The sequence below is a fragment of the Streptomyces sp. NPDC096193 genome (assembly GCF_040302905.1).
In the GTDB taxonomy this organism is placed as follows: domain Bacteria; phylum Actinomycetota; class Actinomycetes; order Streptomycetales; family Streptomycetaceae; genus Streptomyces.
In genome coordinates, this window is record NZ_JBEOSJ010000020.1 from 53,362 (window position 1) to 70,948 (window position 17,587).

The window sequence follows — 17,587 nt, forward strand, 5'->3', positions numbered from 1 at the left end:
CCGCAGTGCTGGACCACGGCGAAGCCCCACCCTCGACCGAGCCACCGCAGGGCGGGCGCCCCGGCGCCGGAGCCCGGCTGATGCGGCGCAAGCCCGTCGAGCGCCTGGTTGCCGAGAGTGGCCAGGGCGAGGGCGGATCGCTGCGCCGGTCGCTCTCCATGTGGCAGCTGACCATGATCAGCATCGGAGCCACGCTGGGCACGGGAATCTTCGTCGTGCTCGGCGAGGCCGTCCCCGAGGCGGGGCCCGCCGTCACCGTCTCGTTCGTGATAGCCGGCCTCACCGCACTGTTCTCGGCGCTCTCCTACGCCGAGCTCGCCGGCACGATCCCCGTCTCCGGTTCCTCCTACTCGTACACCTACGCCACCCTCGGCGAACTCGTCGCCTGGGTCTGCGGCTGGTGTCTGATCCTCGAGTACGGGGTGTCGGTGGCCGCGGTGGCCGTCGGCTGGGGCGAGTACCTCAACGAACTCCTCGACGGCACGATCGGCGTGACCATCCCGGACGTGCTCTCCGCGCCGCCGGGCGACGGCGGACTGTTCAATCTGCCCGCCCTCATCGTCGTGCTCCTGGCGATGGTCTTCCTGCTCGGCGGCGCCCGCGAGAGCGCCCGCGCCAACACGATCATGGTCGTCGTGAAGATCGCCGCCCTGGTGCTGTTCTGCGCCGTCGGCGTCCAGGGCTTCCGGGCGGGGAACTACGAGAACTTCATGCCGCTGGGCATGGCGGGCGTCAGCGCCGCCGGTGCCTCGCTGTTCTTCTCCTACATCGGCTTCGACGCCGCCTCGACGGCCGGTGAGGAGGCGAAGAACCCGCAGCGCGACCTGCCGCGCGCGATCATGCTCTCGCTGCTCATCGTCACCGCCCTGTACGTGCTGGTCGCCGCCGTCGCCGTGGGCGCCCGGCCGTGGAAGGGCTTCGGCGAGTCGGAGGCGGCACTCGCCGGCATCATGCGCGACGTGACCGGCCAGACGTTCTGGGCCGTCCTGCTCGCCGCAGGCGCCGTGATCGCCATCGCGAGCGTCGTCCTCACCGTGCTCTACGGGCAGACGCGCATCCTGTTCGCGATGTCCCGCGACGGCCTCGTCCCCAAGGTCTTCTCCAAGGTCGACCGCAAGAGCGGCGTGCCCCGCGCCAACACCGTGATCGTCTCGGTGTTCTGCGGAGTGCTGGCGGCCGCCGTCCCACTGGGTCAGCTCGCCGACGCGACCAGCATCGGCACGCTCTTCGCCTTCGCCCTGGTCAACGTGGCGGTCGTGGTGCTGCGCCGGACGCGCCCGGACATGGAGCGCACGTTCCGGGTACCGCTCTCGCCGCTCTTCCCGGTGGCGGGCTTCGCCTTCTGCGTCTGGATGATGTTCAGCCTCCCGGCCGTCACCTGGGCGGTTTTCGGAGTCTGGATGGCGGTGGGCCTCGTGGTCTACTTCGGTTACGGCATGCGCCGCTCCCGACTGGCCACAGCAGAGAAGTGACCCATTCGTAGTGCGACTCAACGATCTCGACGAACGCATCGTCCACGCTCTGGCGGAGGACGCCCGCCGCTCCTACGCCGATATCGGCGCGCTGGTGGGCCTGTCCGCTCCCGCCGTGAAACGGCGTGTGGACCGGCTGCGCGCCGTGGGGGCCATCACCGGCTTCACCGTACGGGTGGACCCGGCGGCCCTCGGCTGGGAGACCGAGGGATTCATCGAGATCTACTGCAGCCGCAACACCTCGCCCGAGGCCATCGAGCGTGGGCTGAAGCGGTACCCGGAGATCGCGTCCGCCTCCACCGTCACCGGGGACGCGGACGCGATCGTGCAGGTCTTCGCGGCCGACATGCGCCACTTCGAGCGGGTGCTGGAACGGATCGCGGGCGAGCCCTTCGTCGAGCGCACCAAGTCGGTTCTGGTGCTCTCACCGCTGCTGCGGCGCTACTCGTCGGGCTCACCCGCCTGACGGGCCGGGCCCGGATGCGTCAGAGCTCGGGGTTCCAGGGCACCACCCGGAAGTCGCCCGAGCCCCCGGTCACCTTCTCGAAAGGCGCGGATCCGACGCATCTGGGCAGGTCCTTGGTCTCCACCGGGCTGCCCTGGGCGGCCCAGCTGTAGCCGAGCCGGTCCTTGCGTCCGACATCGTGGACGGTGATGCCGACCCGGGTGCCCTTGGCCCCCTCCAGGTCGGTGTCGGTGATGACGCCGCTGACCACGGCCACCGTCCCGCCCGTGACCAGGCAGTCGACCCTGGCTTTCGCCCAGGCGCCCTCGCCGTTCAGATAGTGGCTCCAGCTGAAGGTGCCGGTCGCCTTGAGCGGGTCGTCGGTGTCCTTCGCCGCCAGATGCGCGTCGAAGGTGAACGTGATGTCGTCGCCGAGCGAGCGGTACAGCTTCGCGGAGCCGGTCAGGGCGGCGGCCTCCCGCTGCCCGCCGCCCCGCGAATCGGAGTCGGCCGAGGCCACGGCGGACCCGGTGGCCCCGGTGGTGATCAGCAGGGCCGCGACGATCGCGGCGATCTTCGTACGACGGTGGACAGGAGCCGTCATGGCGGTCCTTTCGGCAGGTGAACCGGACGACGACCACTCTTCCGGCGGCCCCTCCGCCGCACATCGCGCCGGAGGCGGTGCTCGGCTCCGCCGTCCGGGCGGGGGAGCCGGCCACCGCGTACGACCGCAGCGGTAGGCCCCGTCCGCAGCTGGTCCCGCTCCCAACCCGCATGCCGCAGGTCACAGGGCGCAACGAATCGCCGGTCCCGGGACCGTCCGCGCAATGGATCGCTCGTCAGCGCGCAACGGTCGCGCCTTGTCCCGGCCGGTGCCCGGCCCGTACCGTTTTGACGTCTCCTCCACCCCGCACTCCGTCCGAGGTCAGCCATGCCGCCGCTGCGCACCGCACTGCTCCAGAGTTCCGGCCGACCGGGCTCGGTCGCCGAGAATCTGAAGGCGCTCGACGAGGCCGCCGCGCGCGCCGCGGCCACCGGCGCCCGTCTGCTGGTGTGCCCGGAGCTGTTCCTGACCGGATACGCGATCGGTGACGAGTTGCCCGTACTGGCGGAGCCCGCCGACGGCCCCGGTGCCACGGCCGTCGCCGACATCGCCGTCCGCCACGGCATCGCGGTCGTGTACGGATATCCCGAGCGCGACGGCGGCACGGCCGGGGATCGGGCCGACGGCCCGGGCCGGATCTTCAACTCCTCCCAGCTGATCGGCCCCGACGGCGACCGCCTGGCGAACTACCGCAAGACCCACCTCTTCGGCTGCTTCGAGCAGCACTGGTTCACCCCCGGCGACCAGCCCGTCGTCCAGGCCGAACTCGACGGCATCACGATCGGCATGCTGATCTGCTACGACGTGGAGTTCCCGGAGAACGTCCGCGCGCACGCCCTCGCCGGCACCGACCTCCTGCTGGTGCCCACCGCGCAGATGCATCCCTTCCAGTTCGTCCCCGAGTCGCTGGTACCGGTGCGGGCCTTCGAGAGCCAGATGTACATCGCGTACGTCAACAGGACGGGCCCCGAGGGGGAGTTCGAGTTCGTCGGGCTCAGCTGTCTCGCCGGCCCTGACGGCGCCGCCAGGGCCCGCGCGGGCCACGGCGAGGAACTCGTGGTCGGCGACGTGGACCCCGCCCTCCTGAGCGCGTCGCGCGAGGCCAATCCGTATCTCCGGGACCGCCGCCCGGGCCTGTACACCTCACTGAACTGAGCCGCGGCGCTCCCCACGCCACGACGATCCGGGCCCGCCCGGCCTTCCCCGCCCCACCTTTTTGTGCAAGGAGTCCGTACCCCATGACGTCCACGGTGCCCACCGCTGTTCAGCACACCGACGCTCAGCCGCCGATCACCATGTTCGGTCCGGACTTCCCGTACGCCTACGACGACTTCCTCGCCCACCCCGCCGGCCTCGGCCAGATACCCGCGACCGAGCACGGCACCGAGGTCGCCGTCGTCGGCGGCGGGCTCTCCGGCATCGTCGCCGCGTACGAGCTGATGAAGATGGGCCTGAAGCCCGTCGTCTACGAGGCGGACCGGATCGGCGGCCGGCTGCGCACCGTCGGCTTCGACGGCTGCGACCCGGAGCTCACCGCCGAGATGGGCGCCATGCGCTTTCCGCCGTCCTCGACGGCCCTCCAGCACTACATCGACCTGGTGGGACTGGTCACCGAACCGTTCCCGAACCCGCTGTCCGAGGCGACCCCCTCGACCGTGGTCGACCTCAAGGGCGAGTCCCACTACGCCGAGACCATCGATGACCTGCCGCAGGTCTACCGCGATGTCGCCGCCGCCTGGAACGCCTGCCTGGAGGAGGGTGCCGACTTCTCCGACATGAACCGCGCCATGCGCGACCGTGACGTGCCCCGTATCCGTGAGATCTGGGCGAAGCTCGTCGAGAAGCTCGACAACCAGACCTTCTACGGGTTCCTGTGCGACTCGGAGGCCTTCAAGTCCTTCCGGCACCGCGAGATCTTCGGCCAGGTCGGATTCGGCACCGGCGGCTGGGACACCGACTTCCCCAACTCCATCCTGGAGATCCTCCGCGTCGTCTACACCGAGGCGGACGACCACCACCGCGGGATCGTCGGCGGTTCGCAGCAGTTGCCGGTGCGTCTGTGGGAGCGCGAGCCGCGGAAGATCGTGCACTGGCCGCTGGGCACCTCGCTCGCCTCCCTGCACGACGGCGAGCCCCGTCCGGCCGTGACCCGACTCAACCGCACGGCGGGCAACCGCATCACCGTCACCGACGCGTCCGGCGACATCCGTACCTTCCAGGCGGCGATCTTCACCGCTCAGTCCTGGCTGCTGCTCTCCAAGATCGACTGCGACGACTCGCTCTTCCCCATCGACCACTGGACGGCGATGGAGCGCACCCACTACATGGAGTCGTCCAAGCTCTTCGTCCCGGTCGACCGGCCGTTCTGGCTCGACAAGGACGAGACGACCGGCCGCGACACGATGTCGATGACGCTCACCGACCGGATGACGCGCGGCACGTATCTGCTGGACAACGGCCCGGACAAGCCGGCCGTCATCTGCCTCTCCTACACCTGGTGCGACGACAGCCTGAAGTGGCTGCCGCTGTCTGCGAACGAGCGCATGGAGGTCATGCTCAAGTCGCTCGGCGAGATCTACCCGAACGTCGACATCCGCAGCCACGTCATCGGCAACCCCGTCACCGTGTCCTGGGAGAACGAGCCGTACTTCATGGGCGCGTTCAAGGCGAACCTGCCCGGCCACTACCGCTACCAGCGCCGGCTGTTCACCCACTTCATGCAGGACTCGCTGCCCGCCGACAAGCGCGGCATCTTCCTCGCCGGTGACGACATCTCGTGGACCGCGGGCTGGGCGGAGGGCGCGGTGCAGACCGCGCTGAACGCCGTGTGGGGTGTGATGGCGCACTTCGGCGGCACGACCGATCCGACCAACCCGGGTCCCGGTGACGTGTTCGACGAGATCGCTCCCGTCGAGCTGCCGGAGGACTGACCTCCGGGGTCCCGGCCCTCCGGTCAGGACCAGGGCGTCAGCAGGCAGCGCCCGACCAGGCCGACGCCCGTGTCCAGCCGTTCGGTGAACTCGTCGGCCAGCTCCGGCAGCGTCCGTACGCCCCACAGCAGCCGGGCCGCGGACCAGGCGCCGTCGCGCGCCCGGTCCAGGCTCCACGCGCCCAGCAGATGGGTGAGTGGATCCGCGATCTCCAGCAGATCGGGTCCCGGCATCAGGTCCTCCCTGATGCGCTCCTCCAGGAGCGTGAGGATGTCGCCGACCCGGTCGAACTCGCCCTCCAGATCGGCCGGTTCGCAGTCGAGCACCCGGCAGCTGTCGACGACGGCGAGCGCCAGGTCGTGCCCGATGTGGGCGTTGATCCCGGCGAGGGCGAACTGCACCGGGTGGATGCCGGGGTGGCGCCGGTACTGGAACAGCGGACGCCAGCACGCCGGCGGCCGCTCGCCCACCGCAGCCGCGTCCACGACCGCCAGATAGCGCCGGGCGAAGAGCACGTCCAGCGTGGCGGCGGCCCGCCGGTCGGGGAAGTCGCCCGCCGCGATGCGCCGGTCGATCTCCTCGGTGACCGTCAGATAGACGCGGTTGAAGACCGCGACCCCGTCCGTCGCGGGCCAGATCGAGCGGAACGAAACCATCCGCTCCACCACGGAGTCGACCGGGGACGGGCGGCAGTCGGCCGGCGGTGCGAGCAGTTCCCTCTGCGCCATACCGGAAGCGTCCCAGCCGCAGGCCCACGGGTGCGGTGACCGGCCGGGACTTCCCCGAAACGAGGGAATACGCGGGCGGCTACGGCTGCTCGTCCGGGTGCTTGTCGGCCTCGTCGTACGTGGAGGTGCCCGAGTCCAGCAGGGGCTCCTGCCGCTTGAGATGGGCGGGGGCGAAGGCCCGCAGCAGGTGGTAGCCGGCGATGACCACGATCGTTCCGAGGGCGATGCCGCTGAGCTCGAAGGTGTCGGTGATCTTCAGGCTGACCCCGCCGACGCCGATGATGATGCCCGCCGCCGCCGGTACGAGGTTCAGCGGATTGCGCATGTCCACCTTGGCGTTGATCCAGATCTGGGCGCCGAGCAGGCCGATCATGCCGTACAGGATCACGGTGATCCCGCCGAGGACCCCGCCGGGGATGGCGGCGACCACCGCACCGAACTTCGGGCAGAGTCCGAACAGCAGGGCGAAGCAGGCCGCGGCCCAGTAGGCGGCGGTCGAGTAGACGCGGGTGGCCGCCATGACGCCGATGTTCTCGGAGTACGTCGTGTTCGGCGGCCCGCCGACGGCCGTCGACAGCATGGAGGCCGCGCCGTCCGCTGCGATCGCGGTGCCGAGCTTGTCGTCGAGCGGCTCGCGGATCATCTCGCCGACGGCCTTGACGTGTCCGGCGTTCTCCGCGATCAGCGCGATGACCACCGGCAGGGCGACCAGGATCGCCGACCACTCGAAGCTCGGTGCGTGGAAGGACGGGAGGCCGATCCAGTCGGCCCTGCCCACGCCCGACAGGTCGAGCCGCCAGTGGTCGACGGCTTCCGCGCCGCCGGCGGGGGAGTGGATCCTGCCGAAGATCCGGTCGAGGACGAAGGACAGCGCGTAACCGAAGACGAGTCCCAGGAAGATGGCGATCCGGGAGAAGAAACCGCGCAGACACACCACGGCTAGCGCGGTGAACAGCATCGTCAGCAGGGCCGTCCACTGGTCCTGCGGCCAGTACGTCGTGGCGGTCACCGGCGCCAGGTTGAAGCCGATGAGCATGACGACCGCACCGGTCACGATCGGCGGCATCACGGTGTGGATGATGTGCGCCCCGAAGCGCTGCACCGCGAGGCCCGCGAGGAAGAGCGCCGCGCCGACGACGAAGACCGCGCCGGTCACGGTGGCGCTGTCACCGCCCGAGGCCCGGATGGTGGCGGCGACGCCCACGAAGGAGAGCGAACAGCCGAGGTAACTGGGCACCTTCCCGCGGGTCGCCAGCAGGAAGATCGCCGTCGCGATGCCGGACATCATGATCGCGAGGTTGGGGTCGAGCCCCATCAGGATCGGGGACACGAAGGACGCCCCGAACATCGCCACCACATGCTGGGCCCCGAGACCCGCGGTGCGCGGCCAGGAGAGCCGCTCGTCGGGGCGTACGACGGCGCCCGGAGCGGGAGTCCGCCCGTCGCCGTGCAGGGTCCAGCGCACGCCGAGGTTCACGGGCCGCTCCACTTCCACAGTCGTTCGATGATCGGCGCAATCGTAGTGGCCGATAAGCGCCGCAGTCCCATCCGTGAATCGTGCGCGCAGCATTGTCACTCGTACCTGGTGGCCCTACGCTCGCACGGTCCCGTTCATGAATCTCGTTCACGTATCTGATGGGAGTGCTCGATGACCGTAAGACCTCGACGCCGCTGGGGAGTTGTGCTCACCGCTCTCGCCGGCTGCGTCGCCGTCCTCGTACCGACCGCGGCGTCCCAGGCCGCCACCGCCGGCTCGCACCAGGTGCCGAGGACGGCGGTCATCGACGGCAAGCGGCTGGAAGACGCCAGAAAGCGGCTGGAGCGCGGTGATCCGGCCCTGCGCCGGGCCGTCAGGGATCTGACCGTCCGCGCGGACGGCTGGCTCGGGCAGGGGCCCTGGACCGTGGTGGACAAGCCCAAGCCCGCGCCGAGCGGCGATGTCCACGACTATCTGAGCCAGGCGCCCTACTGGTGGCCCTCGCACCCCAAGACCCCCGAGAATCCCTGGGGTTGCCCCTACGTCCAGCGGGACGGCGAGCGCAATCCCGAGGTCGACACCGGCACCGACCGCCCCGACATCGGCAAGGTCGTCAACTCCACCACCACGCTCAGCCTCGCCTGGTACTACACCGGCGAGAAGAAGTACGCCGAGCACGCCTCGAAGATCCTGCGCACCTGGTTCGTGGACCCGGCCACCCGGATGAACCCCCACCTGAACCACGGGCAGTTCATCCCCTGCAAGTACGACGGCCGAGCGATCGGGATCATCGACTTCTCGCAGATGTACACCAGCGTGCTGGACGCCATCGCGATCCTCGACACCGGAGCCCCCGGCTGGTCCGGGAAGGACCGCTCCGGCATGCGTGCCTGGAACACCGCGTTCCTGGACTGGCTGGTGAACAGCCCGTTCGGCAAGCAGGAGGCGGCGGCCAAGAACAACCACGGCACCTTCCACGACATGCAGGTCGCCGCTCTCGCCGTCGCGACCGGGGACAAGGCGCTCGCCCGCCGGACCGTCCTCGACGCGCGCGCGAAGCGCATCGACCCGCAGATAGCCGCCGACGGGAGCCAGCCGCAGGAGCTCGCCCGCACCCGCAGCTGGCACTACTCGACCTTCGACCTGGTCGCGTACACACGGCTCGCGGACATCGGCAGGAAGGTCGGCGTCGACCTGTGGGCCTACCGCGGGCCGCAGGGGCAGAGCCTGTTCAAGGCTGTCGACTATCTGCTGCCCGCGGCGACCGGCGCGGCCCCGTGGCCGCATCCGGAGCTCGAGTTCTACCGGTACGCGGCGACCGATGTCGTGCACGCGGCGGCCGACGCGGGTGACCGCAGGGCCAAGGCGGCCGTCCCCCGGCTCCAGGCACCTCCGGGCGGAGATCTCTGGGCGCTGCGGCCCGCGGCGGAACAGCTCGATTCGATCGCCGGCTGACCGAGGCCGGGAAGCGGAGAAGCCCGGCGCGCGCGGAGCCCGCCGGGTTCCATGAACGGCTCAGGTCCGGGCCTCAGGTCCGGGGCTCGGATACGGCCCGGTCCTGAGTCCCCGCCTTGGCCTGCTCCCGCCCGGCCGACCGCAGCACGCCCGCCCCCAGGGTCAGCCCGAACGCCAGGGCCGTCACCAGGGAGAAGGAGACCACCAGGCTGGTGGCGTCGGCGACCGCACCGATCGCCGAGGGCGCGATCAGGCCCGAGGTGTAGGTGATGGTCGCGACGCCCGCGATGGCCTGGCTGGGGTTCGGGCCGCTGCGTCCGGCCGCCGCGAAGGCGAGCGGGACGACGACGGCGACACCCAGTCCGATGAATCCGAAGCCGGTCATCGTCAGCGCCGGATGCGGTGCGAGGACGACCGTGAGCCCGCCCGCCGTCGCGAGGACTCCGCCCCAGCGCACCGTACGCACGGGACCGAAACGGTCCACGATCCGGTCGCCCGCGAGCCGGGCGACGGCCATCGTCAGAGCGAAGGCCGTGGTCGACGCGGCCGCGAGACCCGGCGACGTGTCCATCACGTCCCGCAGGTAGACCGCCGACCAGTCCAGGCTCGCGCCCTCGGCGAAGACCGCGCAGAACCCGATCGCCCCGATGACGACGGCCGATTTGGGCGGCAGGGCGAAGCGCGGCGGCGGCTCCTCGTCGGGCGCGCTGCGCAGATCCAGTACGCCCTGGCAGGCGATCAGTCCGAGCACGGTCAGGGCAAGCGCCGCGAGGGTGTGGTGCAGGCGGGCGTCGGTACCCAGATGGGCCGCGAGGGTGCCGCCGGCCGATCCGATCAGGGCGCCCGCGCTCCACATGCCGTGCAGTCCGGACATGATCGAGCGGTCGAGCCGGTTCTCGATCTCCACCCCGAGGGCGTTCATCGCCACGTCGGACATGCCTGCCGTCGCGCCGAACACGAACAGCGCCGCGCACAGACCGAGCAGGTTGGGCGCGAGGGCCGGGAGCGTCAGGGCGAGGGTCCACAGGGCGAGCAGTCCGCGCAGCGCGTTGCGCGCGCCGAAGCGATGGCTGACCGCGCCGGCGAGGGGCATCGCGACCGACGCGCCGAGGGCGGGGAAGGCGAGAGCGAGGCCCAGCTGTCCCGCGCTGACCGCGGCATGGTCCTGGATCCACGGAATGCGGGTGGCGAAGCTGCCGGTGACCGCGCCGTGCACACAGAAGACCGCGGCGACGGCGAACCGCGCCCGCCGCAACCGCCGCTGCCCGTAGGCCGCTTCCTCCGCCATGACTCTGCTCCTCCCCTTGGTTGGTCGGCGTAAACTATCAGGAACCCTGCCTGATAAATAGTGGGCGGGTCAGATCTGGAAGGATCCAGGCATGCCCGCATCCCCCAGTACCGCCCGGGCCATCAACGACCGGGTCGCCCTTCAACTGCTCCAGCGCGAGGGCCCGTTGACGGCAGGGCAGCTCAAGGTCATGACCGGCCTGTCCCGGCCCACCGTCGCCGACCTGGTGGAACGGCTCCAGGGCTCCGGCCTGATCCAGGTCGTCGGAGAGTCGGGGGAGCAGCGGCGTGGGCCCAATGCCCGGGTGTACGGGATCGTCGCCGACCGCGCGCATCTCGCCGCCCTCGACGTCCGCACCCAGGGGGTGACCCTCGTCGTCGCCGATCTGCTGGGCGTCACCCTCGCCGAGGCGTCGCTGCCCATCGGCGACGACACCGGCACCGAGCCCGCCGTCGAGCGGGCGGTCGCCCTCCTGGAACGGACCGTGCGCGAGGCGGGTGCGGCCCGGCTGCACAGCGTCGGCATCGGGGCGCCCGGCCTCATCGACCCTTTGAGCGGCGAACTGCGCGACACCTCCGGGCTGCCCGCCTGGCACCGCCGCCTGGTCGCCGCGCTCCAGGACCGGCTGCCGGCCCGGGTCGTGGTGGAGAACGAGACCAATCTCGCCGCGCTCGCCGAACAGCGGGCCGGCGCCGCGCGCGACCGCGACACCTTCGTCTATCTGTGGCTCGGCCACGGGGTCGGCGCCGCGCTCTTCCTGGACGGCAGGCTCCGCCGCGGAGCTTCGGGCGGTGCGGGCGAGATCGGCTTCCTGCCGGTGCCGGGCACGGCCGGGCTGCCGTCGGCGAACGACTGTGACGGCGGCTTCCACTCGCTGGCGGGCTCCGCCGCGATCTGCGAACTGGCCGAGCAGTACGGCATCGAGGCAGCACCGGCGCGCGGCCCCGCGGCGGCCGCGCTGGTCGCCGCCGCGGTCGCCGGGGACCACGCAGGCTTCCTCGACGCACTGGCGCACCGCCTCTCGCTCGGTGCGGCCGCGGTCGCCTCGGTCCTCGACCCGGGCTGTGTCGTCCTGGGCGGCGAGGTCGGCCGGGCGGGCGGCGAGGAGCTGGCCGCCCGGGTCGAGACCAGGCTGGCGGCGCTGACCCCGCTCCCGACCCAGGTCCGCGCCGGTGATCTGGGCGGCGACGCGGTGCTGCACGGTGCGCTGCTGACGGCCCGGGAGGCGGCGCAGGACGAGCTGTTCGCCCCGGGGGCGTGAACTCGCCGGTGCGGGACGCTCGACGCGATGTGCTCTGCGGGGCCGGGCGTGCGGGGCGCGGGGCCCGCGGGAGCGGGACGCTCGGCGTGCGGGGCGCCCGCGCGGCGGTTCAGGACGCTCGACGCGAGGACGCGAGCCCAGCCGTAGCGGGGCGTTGGGCGTACGGGGCGCCGCGGGAGCGGGAGGCTCATCGTGCGGATCGCCCGCCCGGCGGTCCAGGACGCTGGGCGCGGGGACGCGAGCCCGGCGGTACCGGGGCGCTCCGCGCCGGGTGCCCAGCACAGCTCTGCGGCGCCCGTGTGTTCAGCGTGCGGGGCGCGGGCCCTGCGGGAGCGGGGCGTTCAGCGTGCGGATCGCTCGCCCGGCGGTAGCGGGACGCTCGTCGTGCGGATCGCCCGCCCGGCGGTTCAGGACGCTCGGCGCGGGGGCGCGGGGGCGCGAGGACGCGACGCGTCGGGGCGGCGCTCAGTCCTTCCGCCGCGCCAGGAACTCCTCGAACGTGACCCGCCCCACCGCCCGTTCCGGTGTCAGATGGCCGCCCGCGCGGAAGCCCGCGTACGCCTTGCCCGCGAGCCGCACCGGCACGATCCGGCGGCGGCGTCCGGTCGCCCGGAGGTGTACGCGGGCCAGGTCGGCGAGCGGCCGGATCTGCGGGCCGCCCATGTCGGCGACCCGGCCAACGGGCGGTCCGAGGGCCAACTCGGCCAGCCGGTCGGCCACTTCGCCCGCGTCGACCGGCTGGACGCGTACACCCGACGGCAGGGGCAGTACAGGAAGCCTGGACGCGCCGGCCAGCAGGCTCAGCACCAGCTCGTGGAACTGGGTCGTGCGCAGCACCGTCCATCCCGGGCCGCCGGACGCGCCCGACCGCTCGATCAGTTGCTCCACCTCGCGCTTCACCCGGTAGTAGCCGAGCGGAACCCGGTCCACGCCGACGATGGAGATGTAGATCAGATGTCCGACACCGGCCCGGCGGGCCGCCGTGAGCAAGCGGGCAGCGGACCGGTCGTCGCCGCCGCGGGGGCTCGTCGCGCAGTGGACGATCGCGTCGACCCCTTCGACCGCAGCGTCCAGGCCCGTACCGTCGCGCAGATCCACGGCGTACGGCTGGGCACGGCGGCTGAGGACGCGGACGTCGTGCCCGTCGCGGCGCAGACGCGCGCTCACCAGAGTGCCCAGTGTCCCCGTGCCGCCCGTCACCAGGATCGAGGTCATGGTGCTCACCCTGCCAGGTCCGGCAGAAGCCCGACGGCGGCAAGGGCCGGGACTCCGCCGCCGGGCAGTCCACACCCCGCAGGCATGCCGAGGTGGGCCAGAGACTAAAAGGACTAGACCAGTGCGTCAATAGGTCCGAACCGACCGCGGTCCGAGGGGGGTTCACCCCGCGGTCCGGCCGGGCGCTCGCCCTCTTGCGTGGCATGTCTAGACTTGTGAGTCAGCACACATCTGATCACTCGCATGGCCCACGCCCAGGCGTGGCAGAATTGCCCTGTATCAGCAGCAGCGCACTCCGGGGTCGGTGAAATTCCGAACCGGCGGTTACAGTCCGCGACCCGTCCGCATCCAGCGGCCGGTTGACCAGGTGAAATTCCTGGACCGACGGTTAAAGTCCGGATGGGAGGCAGTGCGCGGCGGGCGGCCCTACGCGGCATGCCGGTCGTAGTGGCTGGTCGTCTACCGGCGACCGGCGTGCTCGGCCCAGGCGCAGCCGTACGGCGACGTCCCGCTTCTCTGTCGTTCGTCGACAGGCCCCGGAGTCCGTGCCCGAAGAGGCAGGAGGACCCGGTGGCCACCGCAGCCGACATCACCGCCATGCGCCGAGCGATCACGCTCGCCGCCCGCGGACTCGGCTCCACCAGCCCCAACCCGGTAGTCGGGTGTGTCATCACCGATGCCTCCGGCCGGATCGTCGGCGAGGGCTACCACGAGCGCGCCGGCGGCCCGCACGCCGAGGTCCACGCCCTGCGCGACGCGGGTGACCGGGCCCGTGGCGGCACCGCCTACGTCACCCTCGAACCCTGCAACCACACCGGTCGCACCGGCCCCTGTTCCCAGGCTCTCGTCGACGCGGGGATGGGCCGCGTGGTGTACGCCGTCGCCGACCCCAACCCACAGGCCACCGGCGGCGGTGACACCCTGCGCGCCGCCGGGATCCCGGCGGAGGCGGGCCTGCTCGCCGAGGAGGCCGCGGCGGGCAACACCGCCTGGCTCACCGCCATGCGCCGCGGCCGCCCGTTCGTCCGGTGGAAGTACGCCGCGACCCTGGACGGCCGTATCGCCGCCGCCGACCGCACCAGCCGCTGGATCACCTCGTCCGAGTCCCGCGCCGACGTCCACCGGCTGCGCGCCGAGGCCGACGCGGTCGTGGTCGGCTCCGGCACGTTCCGCGCGGACGACCCGCACCTCGCGGTCCGCGGGATCGAGGGCGCGACCCAGCCCCTGCGGGTCGTTCTCGACACCGAGGCCACTGCGGTGAAGCCCGGCGCCCGGATCCTCGACGACGCGGCGCCCACGCTGGTCGCGATCGCCGACGACGCGACCACCGATCTCCCCGATGTCGTACGGCTGCCGAGGGCCGCGCGCGGGCTGTCCGTGCCTGCACTGCTGGCGGCCCTCCACGAACGCGGCGTCCGCTCCGTCCTGCTCGAAGGCGGGCCCACCCTCGCCGGCGCCTTCGTCGCCGAGGGAGCGGTCGACCAGGTGGTCGGCTATCTGGCCCCCGTCCTCCTCGGCGCGGGCCCCGCGGCCCTCGCCGACGCCGGAATCTCCACTCTCCCCGAGGCGTTGCGCCTCGACGTGACGGAGGCCGTCCGTATCGGCCCCGATCTGCGTATCACTGCCACACCGAAGGAGCGCTGAGCGTGTTCACCGGAATCGTCGAAGAATTGGGTGAGGTCACCGCCGTCGAGAATCTCGGCGACTCCTCGCGTTTCCGACTGCGCGGACCCGTCGTCACCGACGGCGCCAAGCACGGCGACTCGATCGCCGTCAACGGCGTCTGCCTCACGGTGGTCGACACCGCCGACGGCGAGTTCACGGCCGACGTGATGGCCGAGACGCTCGACCGCTCCAGTCTCGGTGCGCTTCAGGCAGGTTCCCGCGTCAACCTTGAACGGCCCATGGCCGTCGGCGGGCGGCTCGGCGGGCACATCGTCCAGGGACATGTCGACAATGTCGGCACGGTCCTGGAACGCAAGCCCTCCGAGAACTGGGAGATCGTCAAGATCTCGCTCCCCGCCGACCTCACGCGCTATGTGGTCGAGAAGGGCTCCATCACCGTCGACGGCGTCAGCCTCACCGTCGTCGACGCCGGACCCGACTACTTCACGATCAGCCTCATCCCCACCACCCTCGCGCTGACCACGCTCGGCATCAAGCAGAGCGGTGACCCGGTCAACCTCGAGGTCGACGTCATCGCCAAGTACGTCGAGCGGCTGCTCGGCGCCGGTACCGAGGAGACGGCACGGTGAGCGCTCTGTCCTGGCTCAACACCGAGGCCTTCACGGCCTTCGACCAGCACATCCTGTGGTCGGACATGATCGGGAACTGCGTCGGGCTGTTCGCGCTCGCGCTCGGCTGGCGGCGCTCCATCTGGACCTGGCCGGCCCAGTTCGCCTCCGGCGTCATCCTCGTCGCGGCGTACGCCTCCGCCCAGCTCAGCGGCGGAGTCGGCAAGCAGCTCCTCGTCATCGGTGTGGCGCTCTGGGGCTGGCAGCAATGGCGCCGCGGCCGGCAGCAGGCCCAGGACGGGTCCATCGCCGTCCGCTTCGCCACCTGGAAGGAGCGCGGCCTCCTCGCGGGCGGTGCCGTCGTCGGCACACTGGCCGTGGGCGGGCTGTTCACCCTCTACCCGTCGCTGTCGTGGAGCCCGTGGGCCGACGCGTACATCTTCGTCGGCACGCTCGTCGCGATGGTCGCCCAGGCCCGTGGGCTGGTCGAGTTCTGGTTCGCCTGGCTGCTCGTCGACCTCGTCGGCGTCCCGCTGGCCTTCAACAGCGGCCTGGCCTTCTCCGGTCTGGTCTACGTGGTCTACTTCGCGCTCGTCCTGTGGGGCATGCGCGACTGGTGGCTGCGCTCCCGTGGGAGCGTCAAGCCCGCTCTGGAAGGAGCAGCAGCATGACGGCACAGCCCACCTGGTACTCCACCGACAACGTCGAGGACTTCGCCCTCGACCCGGTCGAGCAGGCCATCCGTGACATCGCCGCCGGCCGCCCCGTCGTGGTCGTCGACGACGAGGACCGCGAGAACGAGGGAGACCTCGTCATCGCCGCAGAGAAGGCCACCCCCGAGATCGTCGCCTTCATGATGAGCGAGTGCCGCGGGCTGATCTGCGCGCCGATGGAGAGCGGCGAGCTGGAGCGGCTGGAGCTGCCCCAGATGGTGGAGCACAACACCGAGTCCATGCAGACGGCCTTCACCGTCTCCGTCGACGCGAGCTCCGCCCACGGGGTCACCACCGGAATCTCGGCTGCCGACCGCGCCACCACACTCCAGCTGCTCGCCGGCGGCCGCGCCGAGGCCTCCGACTTCGTGCGCCCCGGCCATGTCTTCCCGCTGCGGGCCAAGTCCGGCGGCGTCCTGGTCCGCAACGGTCACACCGAGGCCGCCGTCGACCTCGCCCGGCTCGCCGGCCTGCGCCCCGCCGGCGCGATCGTCGAGATCGCCGGCGAGGACGGGGTGATGCTGCGGCTGCCCGAGCTGATCCCGTTCGCCCGCAAGCACGGCCTGACGATCATCTCCATCGAGGACCTGATCGCCTACCGGCGCTCCGCCGAGCCGACGGTCAAGCGCGAGGCCGAGGTCAATCTGCCCACCTCCTTCGGGCAGTTCACGGCCTACGGCTACCGCTCCACCGTCGACGGCATCGAGCATGTGGCGCTCGTCCACGGCGACATCGGCGACGGCGAGGACGTCCTCGTGCGGGTCCACTCCGAGTGCCTGACCGGCGACATCTTCCACTCGCTGCGCTGCGACTGCGGTCCCCAGCTCCAGGAGTCCATGGAGCACATCACCAAGAACGGCCGGGGAGTGGTCGTCTATCTCCGCGGTCACGAGGGCCGCGGCATCGGCCTGCTGTCCAAGCTGCGCGCGTACGAACTCCAGGAGCGCGGCCGCGACACCCTCGACGCCAACCTCGAACTGGGGCTGCCCGCCGACGCCCGTGACTACGCGGCCGGCGCCCAGATCCTCGAGGATCTCGGTGTCCGCAGCCTGCGGCTGATGACCAACAACCCCGACAAGATCAGCGCGCTGGTCCGGCACGGCCTCACCGTGCACGGCCGCGAGCCCATGCCCGTCCACGCGGGCGAGCACAACCTCCGGTATCTGCGCACCAAGCGGGACCGGATGGGACACGATCTGCCCCGGCTCGACGCCACCGGCGCGTCCGCCTGCGGCAACCAGTAAAGCCAGTAAGCGTCAAGGAGAGACATGAGCGGCAAGGGTGCACCCGAACTGTCCGTACGCAACTGCGGCGATCTGCGGGTCGCGGTGATCGCGGCGCAGTGGCACGAGAAGGTCATGGACGGGCTGGTCGACGGCGCTCTGCGCGCACTGCACGAGCTGGGCATCGACGAGCCGACACTGCTGCGCGTCCCCGGCAGCTTCGAGCTTCCGGTGGTCGCCAAGGTGCTGGCCGGCCGCGGCTACGACGCGATCGTGGCGCTCGGCGTCGTCATCCGCGGCGGTACACCGCACTTCGAGTACGTGTGCCAGGGCGTCACCCAGGGCCTCACCCAGGTGTCGATCGACACCGGTGTCCCGATCGGGTTCGGCGTGCTGACCTGTGACAACGAGGAGCAGGCGCTGGACCGGGCCGGGATCGAGGGGTCGCACGAGGACAAGGGGCACGAGGCAGTGACCGCCGCCGTGGCCACCGCGGCCACGCTCCGGACCGTCAGCGAACCCTGGCGCTGAGCGTCCCGCCG

At 71.4% G+C, this 17,587-nt stretch carries 16 protein-coding genes and 1 riboswitch; of the genes, 11 read left to right on the forward strand and 5 right to left on the reverse strand.

Translation table 11 applies throughout. The features are described 5' to 3' along the window. The first annotated feature begins 5 nt into the window (after positions 1–5). Together ABTX78_RS25890 and ABTX78_RS25895 are read left to right on the forward strand one after the other, a co-directional pair. Positions 6–1,472, forward strand: a complete 1,467-nt coding sequence (locus tag ABTX78_RS25890) for an amino acid permease (RefSeq protein WP_352209189.1) — start codon at positions 6–8, stop codon at positions 1,470–1,472. A gap of 10 nt (positions 1,473–1,482) precedes the next feature. After that, complete coding sequence (locus ABTX78_RS25895; RefSeq protein ID WP_352209190.1) at positions 1,483–1,938, forward strand: Lrp/AsnC family transcriptional regulator; 456 nt, start codon at positions 1,483–1,485, stop codon at positions 1,936–1,938. 19 nt (positions 1,939–1,957) lie between these two features. Here the strand turns inward: ABTX78_RS25895 and ABTX78_RS25900 are convergent, their stop codons facing one another. Continuing rightward, positions 1,958–2,521 (reverse strand): Repetin, encoded by a 564-nt coding sequence (locus tag ABTX78_RS25900; RefSeq protein WP_352209191.1) that lies wholly within the window; start codon positions 2,519–2,521, stop codon positions 1,958–1,960. 327 nt (positions 2,522–2,848) lie between these two features. Here ABTX78_RS25900 and ABTX78_RS25905 point away from each other — a divergent pair, with 327 nt between their 5' ends. After that, positions 2,849–3,676: a carbon-nitrogen hydrolase family protein gene (locus ABTX78_RS25905; protein WP_352209192.1), complete on the forward strand. Its 828-nt coding sequence runs from the start codon at positions 2,849–2,851 to the stop codon at positions 3,674–3,676. A gap of 83 nt (positions 3,677–3,759) precedes the next feature. After that, on the forward strand, positions 3,760–5,451 hold the full coding sequence (locus tag ABTX78_RS25910) for a flavin monoamine oxidase family protein (protein WP_352209193.1): 1,692 nt from the start codon (positions 3,760–3,762) through the stop codon (positions 5,449–5,451). Between the two features lie 23 nt (positions 5,452–5,474). Here the strand turns inward: ABTX78_RS25910 and ABTX78_RS25915 are convergent, their stop codons facing one another. After that, positions 5,475–6,179: a DUF5995 family protein gene (locus tag ABTX78_RS25915; protein ID WP_352209194.1), complete on the reverse strand. Its 705-nt coding sequence runs from the start codon at positions 6,177–6,179 to the stop codon at positions 5,475–5,477. A 79-nt stretch (positions 6,180–6,258) separates the two neighbouring features. Continuing rightward, complete coding sequence (locus tag ABTX78_RS25920) at positions 6,259–7,656, reverse strand: uracil-xanthine permease family protein (protein WP_352209195.1); 1,398 nt, start codon at positions 7,654–7,656, stop codon at positions 6,259–6,261. Between the two features lie 171 nt (positions 7,657–7,827). Between ABTX78_RS25920 and ABTX78_RS25925 the strand changes: the two genes are divergently transcribed. After that, entirely contained in the window at positions 7,828–9,111 is a 1,284-nt protein-coding gene (locus ABTX78_RS25925; protein ID WP_352209196.1) for an alginate lyase family protein, read from the forward strand. Positions 9,112–9,184: 73 nt separating this feature from the next. On the opposite strand, the gene ABTX78_RS25930 is transcribed toward ABTX78_RS25925, so the two are convergent. After that, a complete protein-coding gene (locus ABTX78_RS25930; RefSeq protein ID WP_352209197.1) occupies positions 9,185–10,399 on the reverse strand; it encodes an MFS transporter in 1,215 nt (404 codons plus the stop codon). A gap of 91 nt (positions 10,400–10,490) precedes the next feature. Between ABTX78_RS25930 and ABTX78_RS25935 the strand changes: the two genes are divergently transcribed. Beyond that, positions 10,491–11,660, forward strand: coding sequence for an ROK family transcriptional regulator (locus ABTX78_RS25935; RefSeq protein ID WP_352209198.1), 1,170 nt, complete (start codon positions 10,491–10,493; stop codon positions 11,658–11,660). A 465-nt stretch (positions 11,661–12,125) separates the two neighbouring features. Here ABTX78_RS25935 and ABTX78_RS25940 read toward each other — a convergent pair whose 3' ends face one another. After that, a complete protein-coding gene (locus ABTX78_RS25940) occupies positions 12,126–12,875 on the reverse strand; it encodes an SDR family oxidoreductase (protein ID WP_352209199.1) in 750 nt (249 codons plus the stop codon). Positions 12,876–13,161: 286 nt separating this feature from the next. Further along, positions 13,162–13,292: riboswitch (FMN riboswitch) on the forward strand. Positions 13,293–13,445: 153 nt separating this feature from the next. Between ABTX78_RS25940 and ribD the strand changes: the two genes are divergently transcribed. The 5 genes from ribD to ribH are packed head-to-tail and all read left to right on the forward strand — an operon-like array spanning position 13,446 to position 17,576. Beyond that, on the forward strand, positions 13,446–14,519 hold the full coding sequence (gene ribD / locus ABTX78_RS25945) for a bifunctional diaminohydroxyphosphoribosylaminopyrimidine deaminase/5-amino-6-(5-phosphoribosylamino)uracil reductase RibD (RefSeq protein ID WP_352209200.1): 1,074 nt from the start codon (positions 13,446–13,448) through the stop codon (positions 14,517–14,519). A 2-nt stretch (positions 14,520–14,521) separates the two neighbouring features. Continuing rightward, positions 14,522–15,130, forward strand: coding sequence for a riboflavin synthase (locus ABTX78_RS25950; RefSeq protein ID WP_313947511.1), 609 nt, complete (start codon positions 14,522–14,524; stop codon positions 15,128–15,130). Further along, positions 15,127–15,780, forward strand: a complete 654-nt coding sequence (locus ABTX78_RS25955) for a nicotinamide mononucleotide transporter family protein (RefSeq protein WP_352209201.1) — start codon at positions 15,127–15,129, stop codon at positions 15,778–15,780. Before ABTX78_RS25950 ends, ABTX78_RS25955 begins: the two co-directional genes overlap by 4 nt. After that, positions 15,777–17,066 carry a bifunctional 3,4-dihydroxy-2-butanone-4-phosphate synthase/GTP cyclohydrolase II gene (locus ABTX78_RS25960; protein ID WP_352209202.1) on the forward strand — a complete coding sequence of 430 codons (1,290 nt, stop codon included), beginning with the start codon at positions 15,777–15,779 and terminating at the stop codon, positions 17,064–17,066. The genes ABTX78_RS25955 and ABTX78_RS25960 overlap by 4 nt, the downstream gene beginning before the upstream one ends. A gap of 24 nt (positions 17,067–17,090) precedes the next feature. Next, a complete protein-coding gene (gene ribH / locus ABTX78_RS25965) occupies positions 17,091–17,576 on the forward strand; it encodes a 6,7-dimethyl-8-ribityllumazine synthase (RefSeq protein WP_313947514.1) in 486 nt (161 codons plus the stop codon). Positions 17,577–17,587: the final 11 nt, after the last annotated feature.

Bases quoted from the DNA above. Each gene is read 5' to 3' on its own strand.
- ABTX78_RS25960 (WP_352209202.1), top strand. From the start codon at position 15,777: ATGACGGCACAGCCCACCTGGTACTCCACCGACAACGTCGAGGACTTC.
- ABTX78_RS25925 (WP_352209196.1), top strand. From the start codon at position 7,828: ATGACCGTAAGACCTCGACGCCGCTGGGGAGTTGTGCTCACCGCTCTC.
- ABTX78_RS25900 (WP_352209191.1), bottom strand. From the start codon at position 2,521: ATGACGGCTCCTGTCCACCGTCGTACGAAGATCGCCGCGATCGTCGCG.
- ABTX78_RS25915 (WP_352209194.1), bottom strand. From the start codon at position 6,179: ATGGCGCAGAGGGAACTGCTCGCACCGCCGGCCGACTGCCGCCCGTCC.
- ribH (WP_313947514.1), top strand. From the start codon at position 17,091: ATGAGCGGCAAGGGTGCACCCGAACTGTCCGTACGCAACTGCGGCGAT.
- ABTX78_RS25935 (WP_352209198.1), top strand. From the start codon at position 10,491: ATGCCCGCATCCCCCAGTACCGCCCGGGCCATCAACGACCGGGTCGCC.
- ABTX78_RS25940 (WP_352209199.1), bottom strand. From the start codon at position 12,875: ATGACCTCGATCCTGGTGACGGGCGGCACGGGGACACTGGGCACTCTG.
- ABTX78_RS25930 (WP_352209197.1), bottom strand. From the start codon at position 10,399: ATGGCGGAGGAAGCGGCCTACGGGCAGCGGCGGTTGCGGCGGGCGCGG.
- ABTX78_RS25905 (WP_352209192.1), top strand. From the start codon at position 2,849: ATGCCGCCGCTGCGCACCGCACTGCTCCAGAGTTCCGGCCGACCGGGC.
- ABTX78_RS25910 (WP_352209193.1), top strand. From the start codon at position 3,760: ATGACGTCCACGGTGCCCACCGCTGTTCAGCACACCGACGCTCAGCCG.